Raw genomic sequence first — 19,853 nt, forward strand, 5'->3', positions numbered from 1 at the left:
CTGATCTGGTGTTCGATCGTGCGTCACGCGACTTGGTTGGCGGCGAGGTACGCGTGGTCGGGATCCTTGACGGCGACACCGTCCGCGCCCTCGAAGCGGCGGTGCCAGCCGGTTCCAACGGCGACGAACATGACGACGGTCATCACCAGGGGATAGAGCATCGCCAGGAATATCTGTGTGGTGGACAGCGCCGGTGCAGTGTCGTATCCACTGGTGAGAAGTGCACCGATGAACAGGTACGCACTCAGGACCGGCACGATGCAGGCGATACCCATCGCGAAGCAATCCATGACGACAGCCCTGCGGTACGGGTGCAACCCGACACGGGAACCGATCTCGTCGGCGACCGGGCCGAAGGTCAGCATCGCAGCGGAATTGACGCCGCCGAACAGAAGCGTCGTGACCGAGACTCCCAGGCCGATAGCGATTTCCGCTCCGCGTGGGGTGTCGGACAACCGGCCGCGGCTGATTGCTTCGACAAGACGTTCCAGTACTCCGGCTTCAGTGAGAACTCCCATGATTCCGAAGACCGCGAAGACGAGGGCCACGGTGCCCAGCATGTTCGTCACTCCGGCGGCGAGGAAGCCGGTCGGTACACCGTCGGTTACACCGACGATGTCGGTGGGAACGATGAGGCCGGCGGCCAACCCGGTGAGGATGCCGGTGATGAGCCCGACGGTGACCGCTTTGAAAATGTTTCTCGTTCGCAGCGCGACGACCAACATTATTGCGACCGGAATGAGCATGACCAGCGACTTCACTGACATGGTGCTCTCCAGCAGTTCCTCGGCGCCGTCCGCGGAGTCGTGCTTGTTGACCGAGGCGAGAACGAGAAAGCCTACGGCGCTCAGAGCCGCGGCTGTCAATGCGAAGCGCGCGCGGCTGGCGACAACTCCGCCGATGTCGGCCGACCCTTCCTTGCGGCGGAATCGCTGCGTCGACGCCGAAATGATCGTCGTGTCGGAGATCGGCGCGATGTTGTCGCCGAAGATTGCGCCCGAAACGATTGCGCCGGCCAGGATGGCGGGGTCCGCGCCCAGAAGCACGCCGGCCGGGTAGAAGATCGGGAACGCCGTGAACATGGTGCCGATCGAGGATCCCGTCGACATGGAGATGATGCCGACGGAGATGAATGCAAACAGCGTGAACGTTCCCCCGCCGATGCCGAGAGTGTCGGCGATCCAGACGAAGCCACCCGAGACGTTGGTGGCCTTGATCAGGGAGGACATCATGCCGACGGTGAAGAGGATGAGCACGATCGACACCGATGTCGGGCTGCCGACGCCCTTCATGACGGCGTCCCAATAGCTGCCGTACGGCTTCGCGAACAGGGCGCCGATCAGAAGAGAGACAAACCCACCCATCGCCAAGGCTGTCATGTCGAATGCTTTGAACACGACGAAGAACAGGACGCAGAACGCGAGGAAGGCGACGATGGGAACGAACGCCATCATCCAGCCTCCTCGGAATTGCAGGCGGGTGTCGTTCTCCATGAGGTTCCCTCTCGTCGCGGCTTCGCCGACTGGATCTTGCATGACGCTGGAGTGTGCAAATAAATGTACAAATAGGACAGAGATCAGGAGTTCTTCGGCAGTGTGGCCGCACAAAATTATTCGACACTATGGCGAGAAATTTGAGTCAGCGAACTCTTTTTGCCTGAGTATGCGCTGATTTTGTGAGCGTGACGGCTGCAAAATGGAGGGTAGTCACGCTGTGACCGAATCGTCAAGATGTGCAGTAAAAATGCACAAGAAATCTTTACCGATCCGCTGGGATAGGGTGCGGAGGTGATTGGCGGGAAGCTGCGGGAACTCAGAACCGAGCACGGCATGACTCTGCGCGGCTTGGCTGCCGAGACGGGGTTGTCTCCAACGCTGCTCAGTCAAGTGGAGCGTGGGGTCACCGAGCCGAGCCTGAAGACTCTCCGTGCCCTGGCCCCGGTATTCGGCCAGTCGATTTCCGCGTTGTTCGAAGACCCCGTGGCGGGTCTGGTGCACATCAGCAAGCCGGGGCAGCGATCCAGAATAAGTACGCCGGCCGGTCGCATCCAGTACGAACGTCTGACATCAGGCAACGGGCAGCTCGAAATGCTGAAGGCCAAGCTGAAGCCAGGAGAACGTTCCAGCGATGAGCCGTGGTCACATCCGGCAGTCGAATGTGCCTACGTCCTCACGGGCACACTTACCGTCACTGTTGGTGTCGGAACGTATGAGGTGCTCAGCGGCGAAGCGATCACACTCGATTCGAATCAACCTCACATGTACGCCAACAACTCGGACGCGTTGGTGGAGTTCGTCTTGTCGGCAAGCCCACCCACTCCCTGAGTTTGTTGCAGGCGGGTTCCGCGGTCGGGTGTTGTTCAGTGTGCCTGCTGGGTGCGGGAGACAATCACAGACTCGGCGAACCCGCTGACGGTCACGGTAGCTGAGGATTCGGCACTCATCTTCTCATCAAACATGCCAGGTAGAGGGAAATTGCCGTTCCTGATTCGCTGAGAGGGCGCCCCACCGCGCGAGCGATTTTGTCGAGTCGATAGTTCAGTGTGTTCCGGTGAATGTGCAGACTTGCGGCCGCCGTGCTCGAGTTGAAACCGGAATCGCCCCACGCGATCATCGTGTCCCGCAGCGCGGGCCAGTCCGATTGTTTGGGCAACTTGCCGAGAACTGCCTGAGTGAGACGCTGCCTACTGTCATCCGGTATCACTGAAAGTGCCTGGTGTACACGAAAATTCTCGATGTCGTACAACTGGCCTCTGGGGTCGAGATGGGTGCCCAGTTGAATGGCGTCATATGCATCGCGGGCGGAACAGTTGAGCCCTTCGACACCAGAGGCCCGCGATCCCAGGCCGATTCTGATATTCCATGCCCTCGTTCTGGAGTCGGCTGTGAAAGTGCGGCATCTGGAGATGACTGTCGAATCCCGTGTAGTTGATTCGGCCTCGACTTCCGTGGAGACAGCAATCATCGATCGAGCCAGCGGAGCGATCATGTCAGCAGGTGAACTGAAGGTGGAGGCCAACACGTTCACCACCTTGTCCGGTCCGACATTCGAAGGTAGCGAGTCGATTTCGGACGGGATGTAGCTGACGAGAATTACGGCGCGTGGCCGCTGGAGGTCGAACCCCAACATTTGCGCGCGACGTTCGACTGGTTGGACACCAAGCGTCGAGCGGTGCCATTCGACGATGTCACGCAGCAACTCCTCGATTGACCGTTCCCGCGTTCGGCGTGATCCGATTCGTTCTGCTTCTTGCATGAGGATCTCTGTCTGGCGCTTGACGACCAACCCGAATTGCTCAACCTTGTCTGGTGAACCAGAGAGGCCGACAGTTCCGACGACATCGCCGTCGATCACCAGGGGGATTGTGACCCCAGGGAGACTGCCCACGAGATCACGAACATCCTCAGCAGTGTGTGTAATCGGCTTTCGGTTGCGAATCACTTCGACTGACGCTTCGTGGAACTGACCAACGCGTTGTTGATCACCGCTGCCGAGAACGACCCCCGCTCCGTCCGTGATCAGGACGTTGTGACCGATCACGTCGGTGATGTCGTTTGCGATCTGCTGGGCGAGAGCGTTGCTTAACATGTCTTGAGTCTCTCTCGAGCCTGATCTACTCGGAAGAGAATCGTCTGTGCAATGTGCCTGAAAAACTGTGCAATTCGACGGCGATCTTAGGGCTGATTGCCAGTGACTTGCGTCATATCCCGTTCATAAGATTGGCCAATCCTCAACTAGGAGTTCACATGGCCATCCTCGATTGGATCCTCCTCGGCGTGTATTTCGGGCTGCTTGTCCTCATCGGAGTGCAGACGATGCGTCGAGTCAAATCACCAGACGATTTTGCAGTTGCCGGTAACCGGATCGTCTGGCCCGTCTTCTTCGGAAGCCTCGCTGCCGCCTTTCTGGGCGGCGGCGCTTCGCTCGGCATGGCAGGCGCTGCTATGCGCGACGGGTACGTCTACATGTTCGCCTTCTGTGCCTTCGGCGTTCAGACCGTGCTGGTCGGCTACTTCGTTGCACCGAAACTCAAAAACTACATCGGCGCCCACACCCTCGGCGACGTCATGGAAACGCACTACGGCAAGCCCGCACGCTTGGTCACCGGAGTCCTTTCGGTCGTCCTGTGCGCAGGCATCCTCGGTGCTCAGGCATTGGCGATCGGTACGGTGGTCAATGCGACCTTGGACGTGCCGGTCGTTCCATCCGTGATCATCGGTATGGGCGTCGTGGTGCTGTATTCGTCTTTCGGTGGCGCGTGGGCGGTCATTCAGACGGACATGTTGCAGTTCGTCTTCCTCGGTGTGCTGCTCCCAGTAGCGCTCCTGATCGGTCTTGACGCTGTCGGTGGCCCATCTGCCCTCGTCGAGTTGGTGCCGAGCGATCATCTCACTTTCATGGGTGACTACACCCCAGTTCAGTTCCTCACCTTGTTTGCTGCGCTCCTGTTGGGGGAGACCCTCGTACCCCCGTACGCGCAACGAACCTTCTCGACTCCGGATTCCCGTCACGCAAGAAAGGGCTACGCGCTGGCCGGCTTCTTTTCCTTCTTTTTCTTCTTCACTGCGGCGTCCATCGGATTGATCGCCATGGTGCTGTATCCCGATATCGAGTCGGATCAGGCGCTGCCCACCGTGGTCATGAACTTGATGCCCGTTGGTGTGCTCGGATTGGTCGTTGCAGCGCTGCTGGCGGTTGTGATGTCCACGGCTAGTTCATATCTCAATTCGACGGCAGTAGTGCTGACCAAAGATATCTATCAGCCGTTGACCGAATCCGAACTACCTGCCAAGAAACGATTGACCGTCGAGCGTATTACCAGCGTCGTCGTCGGGGCAGGAGCCACGATCTTCGCACTCAGCGTCCCATCCATCGTGGATGCCTTGCTCTACAGCTACACACTGTGGGCTCCCACAGTGATCGTCCCACTGTTCGGTGCGGTTCTCTTCGGAGTCCGATCGACACCCGCTGCGCTTTCGGCGATCGGAGCCGGCGCTGTTGTCACCGCAATGTGGCAGTGGGTGCTCGAATCACCCTTCGGCTTGGACGGGCTGATCCCTGGCGTCATTGCCAACCTGCTCGTATTTGTTGTTGTCGCGGTGTCGACCAATACCAAGTATCCACGCCGTCCACATCCGGTAGCACCTGTCCTGCAAGGAGATCCGGCATGATTCTCGAACTGCTTCTCTATGGTGTCCCGGTGGCAGTCATCGTGGTGACTCTCTGGGTGGGATTCCTCGGCTGGAAGTTCTATGTTCAAGAGGTTCTGCATGACGAGGAGAACGACAATGCGTGAGACTTTCGATGTTGCCGGAATTACGACTTTGTCGTCGGTCTATCCGTCTGCAGTTGCGGCCGGCGAACTCGTGTATGTTTCCGGCCAGGTGTCGTTCGACGACGACGGCGCCGTCGTTCACGAAGGCGATGTGACCGCGCAGACAGCGCAATGTATTTCGCGGTTGGCGGACGTTCTGGTCGGGGTCGGTTCAGTGCTTGCAGACGTAGTGCAGGCAACGGTCTATCTGGCAGACGCAGCCTACGCGGACGACTTCAATCGAGAGTGGTCCCACTGGTTTGCCGACATCAGGCCGGCGCGTGCCACTGTTGTCGCGCAGTTGTTGGATTCGCGACTGCTGGTCGAGATTTCGGCCACCGCGGTTCGCGGAAGTGGTGGTATCCGATGAAGATCGCAATTATCGGCGCGGGGGTGGTCGGGGTCGCGTCAGCCTACTCGCTGGCGCAGCGCGGACATGAAGTGCACGTCTATGATCGACGGAGTGGGGTGGCATCCGATACATCCTCCAGCACAGCAGGTTTGATTGCACCGGGGCACTCGTATGCATGGGCGTCGCCATCCGCCCCGCTTATGCTCGTTCGATCTATGGCAGGCGCACAAACATCGATCCGAGTTGTTCCCCGAGTGGACATCCCGTTGTTGCGGTGGGGCACGCGTTTCCTGCGTGAATGTACTCCGTCGCGGTCTCGTTCGAATACGCTCTCCAAGCTCGCGCTCGCGAAGTACAGCCAGCAACTCATGGAACAGATCGCCGTTCGAGAGGAACTTCAGTATTGGAAAACTGACGGTGGTGTCCTCTATCTGTATCGCGACGAGAAAGAGCTTGGAAAGGCGGTCGGGAACTCCAGGCTTCTGGCAGATCACGGACGAGTTCAGGAAGTGTTGAGTAGCTCCGAGATTCCGCTTGTGGAACCAGCTCTCGCTTCCAGCCGAGCCGAGTTCGCAGGAGCGATTCACGACCGCTCGGATGGAACTGGTGATCCACATCGCTTTTCGCTGGGTTTGGCAGCATCCTGCGAACGCTTGGGTGTGACCTTTCACCTCGGTGAGGCTGTCGATCGAGTCGAAACCGACGGCGCGTCTGTCGACTCGCTCGTCGTGGGCGCTCGTCGTGTCCGCGCGGACGGATATGTGCTGGCTGCGGGTGCATCGAGTCCACTTCTAGCGCGAAACAGCGGATTTCGTCTGCCCGTATACCCGGCGAAGGGGTACACCCTCACCGCGCGAGTGAAAAATGCCGAACGTGCACCAACCGTCGGGGGCATTGACGAAAGAACTCTGGTCGCTTGGTCGCGATTCGGGGACAAGGTGAGAATGTCAGCAACCGCGGAGTTTGTAGGATACGACCGGAGTCAGTCGCCGAAGGACTTCAAGGGGATCATCGCAGCCGGCAACGAATTGTTCCCAGATGCCCTCGATTGGGACACGGCCGAGTATCGAACGGGCCTTCGTCCGATGACTCCGGATGGGCCTCCGTTGATCGGCCGAGGCAGACTGGACAACCTCTACTTCAATACAGGGCACGGCCACGTGGGTTGGACGATGGCTTGCGGTTCCGCACAGATGTTGTGCGACATCGTGGACGGGCTCGATCCGGATCTGGATCCATCACCGTATTCGCCTATTCAGTCGAGGCGGCACTGATTCGAGTGGTGACTACCGCCGCCCTGTTGGCTTCGTGGAGCGAACAGGGCGGCGGGCACTCACATCGTGACGATGGATCGGAGGACTTCGCCCCGTCGAAAGCCGACACGAGATTGATTCGTTCGACCCATTTACAGCCATCCGCAATCACGTTGGCGTCGAGTGCGGGATGCGAGCATACGGTTGGTGGGTTCGACGTCGAATGCGGTAACGCTTGCTGATGTGCCCGTGTTTTCCTGTTAGTTACGGGTGACGCCGAGAAGCAGTGCGATCAGGTCGAGGGCCGTCTCGATCTCCGCCTTTTCCCGCCCGAGTAGAGGGGCGTAGAGGTGTACGTCGCAGATGCGAACGAGAGCTTCGCCCAGCACTTGCGGCGAAAGCGTGATCGTCAGTTGGCCGGCGTCGACCTGGGATTGCAGGATTTCGGCGGTGATGGAGGCGGAGATCGATTCGATGGAGCCGGGCATCATCGCGAGTTTGATGAACACCATCGGTTCGCGTTTGGTCAGCGCTCGCAGTTCGGTCGACGATTCCACCGATTGCATGACGCGACCGAAGACGTCGAGGATGTACTCCGGACCTTGCCCCGACGCCTGCGACATCGCCTTCCGGTATGTCCGTTCGGTGGCCTCGGCCAGCACTGTTCCGAGCAGTTCGTCGCGGTTGCCGACCCAGCGGTAGAGCGTCGCGCGGCCTACTCCGAGACGTTCGGCGAGCAGTGACATGTCGAGTGGTTCCTCCGCGAGGTACATGCTCGCGGCGGTGTCGATCGCGCGTCGGCGTTCGAGGTCGGTAGGCATCGGGACATTCTCTCCGGTTGTCCGGTACTGCACAATTTCGGCGGTCGAACAGAGGTGGGCCTCGGGTGGATCCGAGCCTATTGACGAACCAAGCGACGTGAGACACACTAGCTCATTGTCTCATGTTAGTGATGGCGATCACAGTCAGGGGTTCGATCGATGAGTTCAGTACAAACCGTTCGTGGGCCGGTGGACACAGCCGATCTGGGAAAGGTGTTGATGCACGAGCATGTCTTCGTTCTGGGTGAGGAGATGCGTCAGAACTATCCCGACTACCCGGAGCCTTGGGACGAGGAGGCTCGCGTAGCCGATGCAGTGACCAAGCTGTCCGAACTGAAATCACGAGGGATCAGCACGATCGTCGATCCCACGGTGATCGGACTCGGTCGCTACATCCCGCGTATCGCCCGGATCAACGAGCAGGTCGACCTCAACATCATCGTCGCGACCGGCGTCTACACCTACAACGACATCCCGTTCCAATTCCATTACACCGGACCAGGTTTGCTGTTCGACGTTCGCGAGCCGATGGTCGATCTGTTCGTGAAGGACATCAAGGACGGCATTGCCGGCACCGACATCCGCGCGTCGTTCCTCAAGTGCGCCATCGAAGAACCTGGTCTGACTCCCGGCGTCGAGCGGGTGATGCGAGCTGTCGGTCAGGCACAGGTCGAAACCGGTGTACCGATCACGGTCCACACCAACCCGCACACGGAATCGGGCCTCGTTGCGCAGAAGGTTCTGGCCGAGGAGGGTGCGGATCTGACCAAGGTGGTCATCGGGCACTCGGGTGATTCCACCGACCTGGACTACCTGTGTGAGCTGGCCGATGCAGGCTCGCTACTCGGGATGGACCGTTTCGGTCTCGATGTTCTGCTCCCGTTCGAGGAGCGGGTGAACACCGTCGTGGAACTGGCGCGCCGCGGCTATGCCGAGAAAATGGTTCTGGCACATGATGCCTCATGCTTCATCGACTGGTTCTCGAGTGAAGCCAAGGCTGCCGCGGTACCGAACTGGAACTTCACCCACATCAGCGATCAGGTCATCCCCACGCTGCTCGAACGTGGCGTCACCGAGGATCAGATCAACACCATGCTGGTGGACAACCCACGTCGGTACTTCGAGAGCTGAGCTATGACCAACGTGTACGAGAGCAAGCCTTGGCTCGCCAACTACGACGCTGACACTCCGCCGAACGTGGACATCGAGCATGCCGATGCCCTGACGATGTTCCGTGCGTCGCTGGATCGCGATCGCGACGCCCCGATCATCAGGTACTTCGACACGACCGTCAGCTTTGCCGAGCTCGACGAGATGTCGGACGCGCTTGCCGTAGCCCTCGCCGAGGACGGAATCGGTTTCGGTGACAGAGTTTCCTTTGTCCTGCAGAATGTTCCGCAGTTCGTGATCGCGACGGTCGCGGTCTGGAAGCGCGGCGCCGTCGTGGTTCCGGTCAATCCGATGTACCGGGACCGTGAGCTGGCCACCGTATTCGCCGACAGCGGCGCGGTAGCAGTCATCTGTCTCGAGTCCTCGGCCGAGACCGTGGCGACTGCGTCCGAGGGCACCGCAGTGAGACGGGTCGTCACCACGTCGGAACTGGATTTCCAGTCGCGCGACGATGAACGAATCTTCGGTTCGGCGTCCAGGATTCGTCATGATGGATTTCCGGATCTACTGGAATTGATCGAGGCTCATCGAGGGCAGAAGCCCGAGAAGGTCGATCTGTCCCCGGAAGACCTTGCCTACCTTCCCTATACGTCAGGGACAACCGGCCCGCCGAAGGGGTCGATGAACACACACGCAAATGTCGTGTTCGCAGCACAGATCTATCGGGACTGGTTGGGGTTGCGCCCCGGCGGCGCGATGTTCGCGGTGGCGCCACTGTTCCATATCACCGGGTTGATCGGGCACGTCGCGGCTCCACTCCTGGCCGGCGCGCCCACGATTCTGACCTGCCGATTCCACCCCATTGTTGCAGCGGAATCGATTTCGGAACATCGGGCCACCGCGATCATCGGTGCGATCACCGTATTCATCGCGTGGACGGACAGCGCGGCAGTCTCGAAGGAATCGCTGAGCAGTCTCGAGTCGGTGTATTCAGGTGGCGCGCCGATCCCGCACGCAGCGTTGGAAGCGTTCCGGGCGAAGTTCGGTCACTACATTCACAACGGCTACGGGCTGACCGAGACGAACAGCCCGGCAATCGTGGTACCGAATTCGCGTGAAGCGCCGGTGGATCCGTCGTCGGGCGCCGTTGCCGTCGGTGTTCCGGTATCGAACACGTACGCCGAGATAGTGGACGAGAACGACAAGCCGGTATCGATCGGCGAGTACGGCGAGATCGTGGTCTCCGGTCCGCAGGTCGCGCTCGGTTACTGGAACAAGCCGGAGGAAACTGCACATGCCATGCCAGGCGGTCGTTTTCACACCGGCGACATCGGATTCATGGACAGTGACGGTTGGTTTTACGTCGTCGACCGGATGAAGGATCAGATCAATGCCTCGGGCTTCAAGGTGTGGCCGCGCGAAGTGGAAGATGTTCTCTACGAACACCCTGCCGTGCGGGAAGCCGCCGTCGTCGGTGTCATGGATCCGTACCGCGGTGAAACCGTGAAGGCCTTCGTGTCGTTCAAGGAAGGATCCGAAGCGACCACCGAGGATCTGGTCGAGTTCTGCAAGGAAAGACTTGCAGCATACAAGTATCCGCGCATCGTCGAGATCATGAACGACCTGCCCAAGACCGTGAGCGGAAAGATTCTCCGTCGCGAACTGCGGGTACCGAGCTAGATCCACCTGACAAACGAATTGCCGGCCGCCGACTGGGTGAGCCGGCCATTCGTCGTGGTGATCGGCGAGCATCGATAGGGGATTTAGTCCCTTATGCGGCAATGTATTTCAGTGATTGACATCACTCTTTTTGTATCGCAGACTGATCGCAACGCCGCAGAGTTGAAGTTGGTGTCAGTTTCTACTTCTGGCCCGGTTTCACTTCTCAGCTCCCGGCGCGACGAGCGTCCGACCCATCGAGGAGTAACCCATGACGAGATCGGCAGTGGATTCGAGCACGCAGGCAGGGGGCCTGTCCGATCAGGAACGGAAGAAGAAGAAGGCGCACCGCAAACTTCTCGGCGCGGGACTGCTCGGCAGTTCCATCGAGTGGTACGACTTCTTCTTGTACGGAACGGCTGCGGCACTGGTCTTTCCGCATGTGTTCTTCCCCGACTCATCCGCACTGATGGGCACACTGCTCTCGTTCAGTACGTTCTGGGCCGGCTTCGTGGCCCGTCCCATCGGTGGTTTGGTCGCCGGACACTTCGGCGACAAGTACGGACGCAAGCCCGCCGTCGTCACCTGCCTGTTGCTGATGGCTGTCGCGACGTTCCTGATCGGCGCGATTCCGAGTGCTTCGGCAATCGGCGTCGTCGCTCCGATTCTTCTGGTGACACTGCGATTCATCCAGGGCCTCGCCTGCGGTGGCCAGTGGGGCGGAATCGTCCTTCTCCTCACTGAATCCGCGAGTCCCAAGAAGCGTGGATTCTCAGGCACTTTCGGTCAGATGGGTGTGTCGTTCGGTGTAGTGCTGGGCAACTTGGTCTTCCTCGTCGCGACCGCGACCATTTCCAACGAAGCATTCCTGAGCTGGGGTTGGCGGGTTCCGTTCTTCGCCAGCGCGCTGCTCTTCCCGGTGGTTCTGTACATCCAGACGAAGGTCGAGGACACGCCGGAGTTCCTCGAGCTGCAGGAAGATGCAAAGAAGAATCAGAAGGATGTCGTCGTTCAGGCTCCACTGGCTCAGGCGCTCAAGGATCACTGGCGCAAGATTCTGCTCGGTTGCGGACTTCTGGCCGCCACCAATGCGCTGTTCTACATCAGTATCGCCGGTGTACTCAGCTACGGCACAACCGAACTGGGGTTGAAGCGGAACTCACTGCTCATCATCTCGCTCCTGAGTGCGTTGCTGACAGTCGGCGTGGTGCTGTGGTCCGGGAAGATGTCGGACAAGATCGGTCGTCGTCCGATGATCCTGATCGGCGCCGCGGCGATCGTGGTGTGGGCATTCCCGTATTTCTGGTTGATCAACACCAAGTCCCTGCCGCTGTTCTTCATCGCAGTCACGGTCGGCAGTGTGTTCCAGTCGATGACCTACGGGCCGATCGCGGCATACATGGGTGAGCTGTTTGCACCCAACGTGCGTTACTCGGCAGCATCGTTGGCCTACCAGTTGGCCGCGATCACGGTCAGTGGTGGAACCCCGTTCATCATGACCGCGCTTATCGCGAAGACCGGAACCACGACGTGGGTTGCCGTGTTCGTAGCACTCATGGGTTTGGTGACCTTCTTCAGCGCCTGGGTACTGAAAGAGACCAACCCGAAGGAAGTTCGGGACGATCCGAACGCCATTCCCGGCGCGCATCTCTACGCCAAGTAGTACCTTCGGTTTCGAACAGACGCCCGCTACCGGTCACCGGTGGCGGGCGTCTGACGTATAACTGGAGCATGGCTGCAGCACGCACAGGCTCCGAAGATGCTTCGTCGACAGTGTCACGGGAACTTCCCTCCACTCAGCGTGGTTTGCGTACGCGTCGATCGTTGATCGATGCGGCTCGCACCGTCTTCGAGCGGACCGGTTATCTGGACTCGCGTCTGATCGACATCACGGTGGAGGCCCAGTGCTCGGCCGGCACCTTCTACACCTACTTCGCGAGCAAGGAAGAGATCTTCGCGGCTGTGATGGAGCTGGCGCGAGAAGACATGATGCATCCGGGAATGCCGCACACTCCGAAAGGCGCGGATCCCGCTGACGTCATCGCGGCGAGCAACCGCGCGTACCTCGAGGCGTACCGACGGAACGCGAAGCTGATGGGACTGCTCGAGCAGGTCGCAAGCATCGATCCGGAGTTCCGGGTTCTGCGCCTCGAGCGCGCTGACGCGTTTGTTCGACGCAACGCGCGCAGTATCGAGAAGCTGCAGAAAGCGGGTCTGGCGGACGCGAATCTCGATCCGCTCCTGACGTCTCGGGCGCTCTCCGGGATGATCAGTCGACTTGCGTTCGGGTACTTCGTATCCCGCGGCGGCGAGGACGGCGCGGCCGGAGTGACCTTCGACGGTCTGCTCGATACGGTCAACCGGTTGTGGATCAACACTTTGCAATTCTCGCTGCAACAAAATTGATGTTGACGCCGGGTTCATGTCTGGTGTCTGATGGAGCAATGACACCCACGCGTACGGCAGTGCTCGTCGATTTCGGTGGAGTCCTCACCTCCAGTGTTCTGCAGGCCTTCGAAGACTTCGGGGCCTCGCTCGGCGGCGACCCACGACTTCCGTTGACCCTGCTTTCCCGCGACGACGTCTCGAAGAAGCTGCTCTCCGATCACGAATCCGGAAAGATCGACCAGGAGGCCTTCGAGGTCGGATTCGGGGAACGGCTACGAGCACACGGCGCCGTCGTCGACAGCGCCGGATTGGTGGACCGGATGCAGGCCGGGCTGATTCGAGACGAGGAGATGGTGCGTCTGCTCGCAGATGTTCGGGCAGCGGGACACCCTGTTGCGCTCGTGTCGAATGCTTTCGGGCGTGATTGTTATGCGGGATTTGTCCTCGAGGAGTTGGCCGATGAGGTGGTGATCTCGTCGGAAGTCGGGATTCGCAAGCCTTCTCGTCAGATCTACACCATTGCGTGTGAGCGACTGGGCGTCGCGCCCGACGACGCCGTGATGATCGACGATCTGCAACAGAACCTCGACGGTGCGGCGCGGGTGGGGATCGCCGGCATTCTTCACACTGATGCGGAAAGCACTCGCAGACAATTGGAATCGACGTTCGGACTACTGCCCACGCGGTGAAACTGTAGGTTTCTCGGTAACACGTGGACACTGCTGGAACACTCGGATATTGCCGGAACACTTTTGGAGGAATGAATGATTGCTGTCATCGCGGATATCACCGTCAAGGACGGAAGCGGCGAGCAGTTCGAAGCCGTAATCGCCGAACTCGCCGAGAAGGTGCGCACAGAAGAGCCCGGAACAATTCTGTATCAACTGATCCGCTCGAAGACGGATACGAATTCCTACAAGTTCATGGAGTTGTACCAGGACGGCGCTGCCATCAAGGCACACGGAACGTCCGAGCATTTCCAGGCTGCAGGAAAGGCGATGGCGCCGTTCCTCGCCGGCGCCCCGCAGATCGAGTACTTCGACGCTCTCTGAGCGAATGGACAGGTGAGCCCCGGCGAAATCTCGCCGGGGCTCACCTGTTTTTTCAGTTCTGCTTCTGGGCGAGGAGTTCGGTGCGGTCGATCGATCGCTTGAGGATCTTCCCCGTCGAACCCTTCGGGAGGGCGTCGATGAACTGGACCACCCGCGGAATCTTGTAGGCGGACAGACGTTCCCGAGCCCACGAGGTGACGGCGTCTGCCTCGAGGTCGGAGCCTGGGCGCACGGCCACCACTGCCGCGACCTCCTCGCCGTAGTAGTCGTCGGGTATGCCGATCACCGCGGCCTCGATGATGTCGGGATGCTGGTAGAGCACCTCTTCGACCTCGCCTGGATAGACGTTGTATCCACCACGGATGATGAGGTCCTTGACTCGGTCGACGATGCGAAGGTCACCGTCGGCGTCGGTCTCGCCGAGGTCTCCGGTGCGGAACCATCCGTCGTCGGAAAGAACGGCGGCCGTGTCGTCAGGGCGCTTCCAGTAGCCCTTCATGACCGTCGGTCCTTTGATGAATACTTCGCCCACTGTGCCTGCCTCGCAGACATTTCCGTCGTGATCACGCACCTCGACCTCGGTGCGCGGTACGGCGAGGCCGGTGTATCCGATCTTTGCAACGCGGTCGATGCTGTTGAAAGTTCCGAATGCGCTCGTCTCGGTCAGGCCGTAGCCCTCGAGGATCGTGCAGTTGAACCGTGCTTCGAAGGCGCGAGCAACTTCACCGGGAAGTGATGCGCCACCGGAGATTGCGATCCGCAGTTGCTCGAAGTCGGAGCTGTCCACGTCGGCGGCGGCGTGCAGCATGGCATTCCACATGGTGGGGACGCCGGCCATGACGGTGAGTTTGTCCCGGCGCACCAGATCGAGCATGGCGGTGGGGTCGAACCGGGCGAGCAGGGACAGTGATCCGCCGCCGGTGAAGGTTGCCATCATGACCGAGCCCTGGCCGAAGATGTGGAAGAGCGGCAGTCCGGTTCCGGTTCGGTCCGAAGGGTTTCCGCGGCTGCTCTCGGCGCCGATCTCACCGGCGGACAACAAATTCCCGACGGTCAGCTGAGCGCCCTTCGGGCGTCCGGTGGTGCCGGAGGTGTAGAGAATCGCCGTGGTGTCTGCTGCCGCACGGTCGACCACAGTTGCGGGTGCATGATCGGCCTTCGCCGATTCTTCGGTGAGCGTCCACACCCGGACGCCCCGCGCACTCCCTGCATCCTGGACTGCGGACCCGAGTTGATGCCACGCGATGGCGAGGGAAATCTCCGCGTCGTCGAGAACGTACTCGACTTCGGGTTGCGCCGACATCGTGTTGATCGGTACCACGACACAACCTGCGGCCTGAATTCCCATGTACGCCACGATGAATTCCGGCACCGACGGCGCTGCGAGCAGAACGCGGTCGCCGACGCTCAACCCTTCGTCGCGAATGCGGCCGGCGAACGCCAGAGATGCGTCGTGAAGCTGCCGGTATGTCCAATGATTATCCGTGCCGCGAATTGCAATATTGTCCGGAGTGGCTTCCGCGTGACGGGTCACCGGGTCGAGAACGCTAACCATGGTTCTGCCTTTCGGGAGGAATCGACCGATTGTGTGTCCTGGGTCTCACCAGAGCGTACACTTGAATCCGGCGTCAACATCGAGTCTGCTGGGATTGTCCCGAAAATGATGTTGACTCGGAAGGATGAGGAGCGCACCGTGCTCGACGACGAATCGCGAATTGCCGCCTTACCGGTGGCTCCGCCAGCGCTGCTCCGTGATCGACCGACCACCGAGCGGGGTACCCGCACGCGTGCGGCATTAGTTGCCGCTGCCCGTAAGGTTTTCGAGCGTAGTGGCTATCTCGATGCCCGTCTGATCGACATCGCCAAAGAAGCCGGCTGCGCTACGGGATCGTTCTATACGTACTTCGCGAACAAGGAAGAGGTGTTCGCCGCCGTCCTCGAGGTCGCGCGAGACGACATGATGCATCCGGGCATGGGACGCGTTGCGGGCGCGGACGATCCGTACGCCGTGCTGGAGGCGAGCAATCGAGCGTATCTGGCCGCGTACCAACGCAATGCGAAGTTGATGGGGCTCATGGAGCAGGTCGCTCACATCGACCCGGAGTTCCGGAAGTTCCGCAGCGAACGTGCCAATGCGTTCATACGCCGTAATGCCCGCGGGATTGCAGATCTGCAGTCCCGCGGCATCGCGGACACGACGCTGGATCCGATGACGGCGTCGATTGCTCTGTCCGGCATGGTGAGTCGACTCGCCTACAGTCTGTTCACCCTCCGTGAGGGTGAGGTGGACGGGCGTTCGCCGGAGTTCGATCAGATTGTCGCCACGGTGACCGATCTGTGGGCGAACGCTCTCAAATTTCCTGACCGTCTCTGACGAGGGGCCGCCCCGGGCCGGGAGGCTCGGAGCGGCCGGGGTATGCAGGTTCAGCCCTTCTCGATTCAGCTCTTCTCGACGACGCGAGCGACGGATTCGGCGACGACCACGGGCTTGTCGGAACCTTCGCGCTCGACCACCTGGCTCATCTTCACTTGGATTCCGCCGGGCAACTGCTCTGCGGACACGACGGTTGCGCGCATGCGGACCCGGGATCCCACAGGAACGGGAGCGGGGAAGCGAACCTTGTCGTAGCCGTAATTGAGGCTGTGGGCGAAGCCGTCGAAGTGGATGAGTTGGTAGGAGAACTGGGGGCCCAGCGAGAGGCTGAAGAGTCCGTGCGCGATGGTGCTGCCGAGCGGGCTCGATGCGGCTCGTTCCGGGTCGACGTGAATCCACTGATGATCGTTTGTGGCTTCGGCGAACGCGTTGATGCGCTCCTGGGTGATGTCGTACCACTCCGTCGGGCCAAGTTCCTGGCCGATGAGCTTCTCGAGCTCGGCGAAGGTGGACGGGCGGACGGGCAATTGGTTTTCAGTCATCGTTGATCCCTTTACTCGCAGTTCAGGAGGACGGAACGGGCCGTTCGGGTGACCGTCACGATTCGACGGTTGAAACTGACGCCGGATTCAACTATACATGAGGGGAGACGTGGATCACTGTCAGCGCGTAGGTATGACGCAAGCGAGAGGAATCGCTCATGAAGGTTGCCCAGAAGGTAGCAATTGTCACCGGTGGCGGCGGGGGGATCGGCGGTGCGCTGGCCGAGCGACTGGCTGCCGAGGGCGCTCGCGTCGTAGTGGCCGACCTCGACGGAGCGGCGGCGTCAGCGGTAGCCGAGGCGATCAACGAGGAGCATCCCGGAGCGGCCGTGTCCGCGGGTGGCGACGTCTCCGACGAGACGGTCATTGCAGGCTTGATCGCGCAGGCGGAGAAGGAATTCGGCCCGGTCGACCTCTACTTCGCCAATGCCGGCGTCACCGGAGGCATGGGCCTCGACATCAGCGAGGACGTCTGGGACACGACGATCGACGTCAACGTTCGCGCTCACATTCGCGCTGCCAGGCTCCTCGTCCCCGGTTGGACCGAGCGCGGGGAGGGCTACTTCATCAGCACCGCCTCTGCGGCCGGCTTGCTCAGCCAGGTCGGCTCGGCCGCGTACTCGGTGACCAAACATGCCGCGGTCGCATTTGCGGAGTGGCTCTCGATCACCTACGGAGATCAGGGCGTTCGCGTCAGTTGCCTGTGTCCGATGGGCGTCAACACCAAGCTTCTCTACGAAGGCGAGAATTCCGGCGATCCGGTCGGCAAGGCCGCAACCGGAGCCGTGCTTGCCGCCGGCAACGTTCTCGAGCCGGCTGAATGCGCCGAAATCGTTCTGGCCGCAGTAGATGCCGAGGAATTCCTCATCCTTCCGCACAAGAACGTGCTGGACATGTACCGGCAGAAGGGCGCCGACTACGACCGTTGGCTGCGCGGGATGCGTCGGTACCAGGCGTCGCTGCTCGCGGGAACGCGATGACCGAGGAACTCGTCCTCTCCGAGCAGAGAGGCGCGGTGCTGGTTCTGACATTCAATCGGCCCCGCGTTCTCAACGCGTGGACCAACGAGCTCGAAGATCAGTACTACGACCTTTTGGCCGCAGCAGACGAAGATCCCGGTGTCCGAGCAATTGTAGTCACCGGCTCGGGCCGCGGATTCTGCTCGGGGGCTGACCTCGGCAATCTGAAGAACGTGGGCGGCGTTTCCGAAAGTGATCTGGTCCGACCGCGAGATCGTGATTTCCCGACCACCATCCGCAAGCCGCTGATCGCTGCCGTCAACGGCGTCGCCGCAGGCCTCGGAATGGTCGAGGCTCTGTACTGCGACGTTCGTTTCGGTTCGAGTGCAGCACGATTCACTACCGCGTTCGCGCGTCGAGGCCTCATTGCGGAGTACGGCATCTCCTGGATGTTGCCCCGATTGGTCGGTCACAGTCGAGCAGTCGATCTGCTGCTTTCCAGCCGGATGGTGGATGCCGACGAGGCGTACCGCATCGGTTTGATCGACCACCTGGTCACCGGCGGTGACGCTCTGGATGCGGCGATTGCTTACGCCGAGGACATCGCGGCCAACTGCTCGCCGACGTCCCTCTCCGTCATCAAGTCTCAGATGAGTGCCGACGCGCACTCGACCTTCACCGATTCCGCCAGGCGTGCGGAATCGCTGATGCTGAATGCATTTCACGGCCCGGATGTCGTCGAAGGCGTCAACAGCCATCTCGAACATCGAGCCCCCAATTTTCCTTCCCTCTCTGTCAGGAGTTCACATGTCAGTGTTTGAGTTCTCGGATCGCACCAAGAAGTACCAGGCCGAACTGCTCGATTTCATGGACAAGCACGTTTATCCGGCCGAAGCGGTCTACGAAGAGCAGATGCGTGAGTCCGGTAACCCGCACTTCCAGCCGCCGATCATCGACGACTTGAAGAAGGAAGCCAAGGCGCGCGGGCTGTGGAACCTCTTTCACCCGCATCCCGAATGGGGCCCCGGCCTGACCAACCTGGAATACGCACCGCTCGCGGAGATCATGGGCCGCAGCCACCTGGCTTCCGAAGCCACCAACTGCGCCGCTCCGGACACGGGAAACATGGAGGTGCTCACGCTCTTCGGCACCGACGAGCACAAGGAGAAGTACCTCAAGCCGCTTCTCGAAGGCGAAATCCGTTCTGCTTTCGCGATGACCGAGCCCGAGGTTGCCAGTTCCGACGCCACCAACATCCAGCTTCGTATGGACCGTGACGGCGACGAGTACGTACTGAACGGCCGTAAGTGGTTCGCTTCCAACGCTTTGCATCAGAACTGCAAGGTTCTGATCGTCATGGGCAAGACCGACTTCAATGCCGCCACCCACCGTCAGCAGTCGATGATGGTCGTTCCGATCGATGCTCCCGGCGTCACGATCCTGCGCAACTTGCCGGTCTTCGGCTACCAGGACCGTGAAGGACACGGCGAGATCACCTTCGAGGACGTGCGCGTCCCGGCCAAGGACATTCTCGCCGGCGAGGGCGAAGGATTCGCGATCAGCCAGGCTCGCCTCGGACCCGGCCGCATCCACCACTGCATGCGTGCAATCGGAATGGCCGAGCGCGCACTGGAACTGATGTGCAAGCGCGCATCCACCCGCATCACCTTCGGAAAGCCCGTCAGTGACAACGCGAATATCCAGGACTGGATCGCCGAGGCTCGTATCGACATCGAGATGGTTCGACTCCTCACGCTCAAGGCCGCTCACATGATGGACACGGTGGGCAACAAGGAAGCGCGCACCGAGATCGCAGCCATCAAGGTTGCGGCGCCGAACATCGCGCTCAAGATCATCGACCGCGCCATCCAGGTTCACGGCGGCGGCGGCGTCACGGATGACTTCCCGCTCGCGATGGCTTACGCCCACATGCGCACCCTTCGCCTGGCCGACGGCCCGGACGAGGTGCACAAGCGCGCCATCGCCAAGCAGGAACTGCGCAAGTACCGCGAAGTCAAGGCGAACTGAC

At 60.5% G+C, this 19,853-nt stretch carries 20 protein-coding genes; 15 read left to right on the top strand and 5 right to left on the bottom strand.

Annotated features, from left to right (window positions below):
- Positions 1-23 precede the first annotated feature (23 nt).
- Complete coding sequence (locus G8767_RS26315) at positions 24-1,535, bottom strand: Na+/H+ antiporter NhaC family protein (RefSeq protein WP_206029809.1); 1,512 nt, start codon at positions 1,533-1,535, stop codon at positions 24-26.
- A gap of 252 nt (positions 1,536-1,787) precedes the next feature.
- Here G8767_RS26315 and G8767_RS26320 point away from each other — a divergent pair, with 252 nt between their 5' ends.
- Positions 1,788-2,324, top strand: coding sequence for a cupin domain-containing protein (locus G8767_RS26320; RefSeq protein WP_095972782.1), 537 nt, complete (start codon positions 1,788-1,790; stop codon positions 2,322-2,324).
- Between the two features lie 115 nt (positions 2,325-2,439).
- On the opposite strand, the gene G8767_RS26325 is transcribed toward G8767_RS26320, so the two are convergent.
- Positions 2,440-3,588: a sugar diacid recognition domain-containing protein gene (locus tag G8767_RS26325; protein WP_095972781.1), complete on the bottom strand. Its 1,149-nt coding sequence runs from the start codon at positions 3,586-3,588 to the stop codon at positions 2,440-2,442.
- Between the two features lie 158 nt (positions 3,589-3,746).
- Between G8767_RS26325 and G8767_RS26330 the strand changes: the two genes are divergently transcribed.
- The 4 genes from G8767_RS26330 to G8767_RS26340 are packed head-to-tail and all read left to right on the top strand — an operon-like array spanning position 3,747 to position 6,940.
- Positions 3,747-5,171, top strand: a complete 1,425-nt coding sequence (locus G8767_RS26330; RefSeq protein WP_124568112.1) for a sodium:solute symporter family protein — start codon at positions 3,747-3,749, stop codon at positions 5,169-5,171.
- Positions 5,168-5,296, top strand: coding sequence for a hypothetical protein (locus tag G8767_RS36400; protein WP_260395616.1), 129 nt, complete (start codon positions 5,168-5,170; stop codon positions 5,294-5,296). Before G8767_RS26330 ends, G8767_RS36400 begins: the two co-directional genes overlap by 4 nt.
- Entirely contained in the window at positions 5,289-5,684 is a 396-nt protein-coding gene (locus G8767_RS26335; protein ID WP_095972779.1) for a RidA family protein, read from the top strand. Before G8767_RS36400 ends, G8767_RS26335 begins: the two co-directional genes overlap by 8 nt.
- On the top strand, positions 5,681-6,940 hold the full coding sequence (locus G8767_RS26340) for a D-amino acid dehydrogenase (protein WP_124568113.1): 1,260 nt from the start codon (positions 5,681-5,683) through the stop codon (positions 6,938-6,940). The genes G8767_RS26335 and G8767_RS26340 overlap by 4 nt, the downstream gene beginning before the upstream one ends.
- Before the next feature lie 239 nt (positions 6,941-7,179).
- On the opposite strand, the gene G8767_RS26345 is transcribed toward G8767_RS26340, so the two are convergent.
- Positions 7,180-7,740 carry a QsdR family transcriptional regulator gene (locus G8767_RS26345; RefSeq protein ID WP_166812708.1) on the bottom strand — a complete coding sequence of 187 codons (561 nt, stop codon included), beginning with the start codon at positions 7,738-7,740 and terminating at the stop codon, positions 7,180-7,182.
- Positions 7,741-7,899: 159 nt separating this feature from the next.
- Between G8767_RS26345 and G8767_RS26350 the strand changes: the two genes are divergently transcribed.
- From G8767_RS26350 to G8767_RS26375, 6 genes are all read left to right on the top strand, one after another.
- On the top strand, positions 7,900-8,871 hold the full coding sequence (locus G8767_RS26350; protein WP_095972776.1) for a phosphotriesterase: 972 nt from the start codon (positions 7,900-7,902) through the stop codon (positions 8,869-8,871).
- A gap of 3 nt (positions 8,872-8,874) precedes the next feature.
- Positions 8,875-10,530: an AMP-binding protein gene (locus G8767_RS26355; protein WP_166812710.1), complete on the top strand. Its 1,656-nt coding sequence runs from the start codon at positions 8,875-8,877 to the stop codon at positions 10,528-10,530.
- A 250-nt stretch (positions 10,531-10,780) separates the two neighbouring features.
- Complete coding sequence (locus G8767_RS26360; protein ID WP_003943131.1) at positions 10,781-12,172, top strand: MFS transporter; 1,392 nt, start codon at positions 10,781-10,783, stop codon at positions 12,170-12,172.
- Between the two features lie 68 nt (positions 12,173-12,240).
- A complete protein-coding gene (locus G8767_RS26365) occupies positions 12,241-12,915 on the top strand; it encodes a TetR/AcrR family transcriptional regulator (RefSeq protein ID WP_095972774.1) in 675 nt (224 codons plus the stop codon).
- Positions 12,916-12,953: 38 nt separating this feature from the next.
- Positions 12,954-13,586, top strand: coding sequence for an HAD family phosphatase (locus tag G8767_RS26370; protein ID WP_166812712.1), 633 nt, complete (start codon positions 12,954-12,956; stop codon positions 13,584-13,586).
- Positions 13,587-13,661: 75 nt separating this feature from the next.
- The gene (locus tag G8767_RS26375; RefSeq protein ID WP_095972772.1) at positions 13,662-13,949 is read left to right on the top strand and encodes a putative quinol monooxygenase; all 288 of its coding nucleotides are present in this window, start codon (positions 13,662-13,664) and stop codon (positions 13,947-13,949) included.
- A gap of 52 nt (positions 13,950-14,001) precedes the next feature.
- Here G8767_RS26375 and G8767_RS26380 read toward each other — a convergent pair whose 3' ends face one another.
- Positions 14,002-15,504, bottom strand: coding sequence for an AMP-binding protein (locus G8767_RS26380; protein WP_166812714.1), 1,503 nt, complete (start codon positions 15,502-15,504; stop codon positions 14,002-14,004).
- Between the two features lie 105 nt (positions 15,505-15,609).
- Here G8767_RS26380 and G8767_RS26385 point away from each other — a divergent pair, with 105 nt between their 5' ends.
- The gene (locus G8767_RS26385; RefSeq protein ID WP_206029810.1) at positions 15,610-16,323 is read left to right on the top strand and encodes a TetR/AcrR family transcriptional regulator; all 714 of its coding nucleotides are present in this window, start codon (positions 15,610-15,612) and stop codon (positions 16,321-16,323) included.
- Positions 16,324-16,388: 65 nt separating this feature from the next.
- Here G8767_RS26385 and G8767_RS26390 read toward each other — a convergent pair whose 3' ends face one another.
- On the bottom strand, positions 16,389-16,865 hold the full coding sequence (locus G8767_RS26390; protein WP_003942878.1) for a MaoC family dehydratase: 477 nt from the start codon (positions 16,863-16,865) through the stop codon (positions 16,389-16,391).
- A gap of 158 nt (positions 16,866-17,023) precedes the next feature.
- Between G8767_RS26390 and G8767_RS26395 the strand changes: the two genes are divergently transcribed.
- The 3 genes from G8767_RS26395 to G8767_RS26405 are packed head-to-tail and all read left to right on the top strand — an operon-like array spanning position 17,024 to position 19,852.
- On the top strand, positions 17,024-17,845 hold the full coding sequence (locus tag G8767_RS26395; protein WP_166812716.1) for an SDR family oxidoreductase: 822 nt from the start codon (positions 17,024-17,026) through the stop codon (positions 17,843-17,845).
- Entirely contained in the window at positions 17,842-18,645 is an 804-nt protein-coding gene (locus tag G8767_RS26400) for an enoyl-CoA hydratase-related protein (RefSeq protein WP_124568118.1), read from the top strand. Before G8767_RS26395 ends, G8767_RS26400 begins: the two co-directional genes overlap by 4 nt.
- The gene (locus tag G8767_RS26405; RefSeq protein WP_019745701.1) at positions 18,632-19,852 is read left to right on the top strand and encodes an acyl-CoA dehydrogenase family protein; all 1,221 of its coding nucleotides are present in this window, start codon (positions 18,632-18,634) and stop codon (positions 19,850-19,852) included. Before G8767_RS26400 ends, G8767_RS26405 begins: the two co-directional genes overlap by 14 nt.
- Position 19,853: the final 1 nt, after the last annotated feature.

This window comes from Rhodococcus sp. IC4_135 (assembly GCF_011602025.1).
In the GTDB taxonomy this organism is placed as follows: Bacteria; Actinomycetota; Actinomycetes; order Mycobacteriales; family Mycobacteriaceae; genus Rhodococcus_F; species Rhodococcus_F baikonurensis.

What these genes read in the sequence shown, in the direction of transcription:
- G8767_RS26315 (WP_206029809.1), bottom strand. Translation starts at nt 1,535, where the DNA reads ATGCAAGATCCAGTCGGCGAAGCCGCGACGAGAGGGAACCTCATGGAG.
- G8767_RS26325 (WP_095972781.1), bottom strand. Translation starts at nt 3,588, where the DNA reads ATGTTAAGCAACGCTCTCGCCCAGCAGATCGCAAACGACATCACCGAC.
- G8767_RS26330 (WP_124568112.1), top strand. Translation starts at nt 3,747, where the DNA reads ATGGCCATCCTCGATTGGATCCTCCTCGGCGTGTATTTCGGGCTGCTT.
- G8767_RS36400 (WP_260395616.1), top strand. Translation starts at nt 5,168, where the DNA reads ATGATTCTCGAACTGCTTCTCTATGGTGTCCCGGTGGCAGTCATCGTG.
- G8767_RS26335 (WP_095972779.1), top strand. Translation starts at nt 5,289, where the DNA reads ATGCGTGAGACTTTCGATGTTGCCGGAATTACGACTTTGTCGTCGGTC.
- G8767_RS26340 (WP_124568113.1), top strand. Translation starts at nt 5,681, where the DNA reads ATGAAGATCGCAATTATCGGCGCGGGGGTGGTCGGGGTCGCGTCAGCC.
- G8767_RS26345 (WP_166812708.1), bottom strand. Translation starts at nt 7,740, where the DNA reads ATGCCTACCGACCTCGAACGCCGACGCGCGATCGACACCGCCGCGAGC.
- G8767_RS26350 (WP_095972776.1), top strand. Translation starts at nt 7,900, where the DNA reads ATGAGTTCAGTACAAACCGTTCGTGGGCCGGTGGACACAGCCGATCTG.
- G8767_RS26355 (WP_166812710.1), top strand. Translation starts at nt 8,875, where the DNA reads ATGACCAACGTGTACGAGAGCAAGCCTTGGCTCGCCAACTACGACGCT.
- G8767_RS26360 (WP_003943131.1), top strand. Translation starts at nt 10,781, where the DNA reads ATGACGAGATCGGCAGTGGATTCGAGCACGCAGGCAGGGGGCCTGTCC.
- G8767_RS26365 (WP_095972774.1), top strand. Translation starts at nt 12,241, where the DNA reads ATGGCTGCAGCACGCACAGGCTCCGAAGATGCTTCGTCGACAGTGTCA.
- G8767_RS26370 (WP_166812712.1), top strand. Translation starts at nt 12,954, where the DNA reads ATGACACCCACGCGTACGGCAGTGCTCGTCGATTTCGGTGGAGTCCTC.
- G8767_RS26375 (WP_095972772.1), top strand. Translation starts at nt 13,662, where the DNA reads ATGATTGCTGTCATCGCGGATATCACCGTCAAGGACGGAAGCGGCGAG.
- G8767_RS26380 (WP_166812714.1), bottom strand. Translation starts at nt 15,504, where the DNA reads ATGGTTAGCGTTCTCGACCCGGTGACCCGTCACGCGGAAGCCACTCCG.
- G8767_RS26385 (WP_206029810.1), top strand. Translation starts at nt 15,610, where the DNA reads ATGATGTTGACTCGGAAGGATGAGGAGCGCACCGTGCTCGACGACGAA.
- G8767_RS26390 (WP_003942878.1), bottom strand. Translation starts at nt 16,865, where the DNA reads ATGACTGAAAACCAATTGCCCGTCCGCCCGTCCACCTTCGCCGAGCTC.
- G8767_RS26395 (WP_166812716.1), top strand. Translation starts at nt 17,024, where the DNA reads ATGAAGGTTGCCCAGAAGGTAGCAATTGTCACCGGTGGCGGCGGGGGG.
- G8767_RS26400 (WP_124568118.1), top strand. Translation starts at nt 17,842, where the DNA reads ATGACCGAGGAACTCGTCCTCTCCGAGCAGAGAGGCGCGGTGCTGGTT.
- G8767_RS26405 (WP_019745701.1), top strand. Translation starts at nt 18,632, where the DNA reads ATGTCAGTGTTTGAGTTCTCGGATCGCACCAAGAAGTACCAGGCCGAA.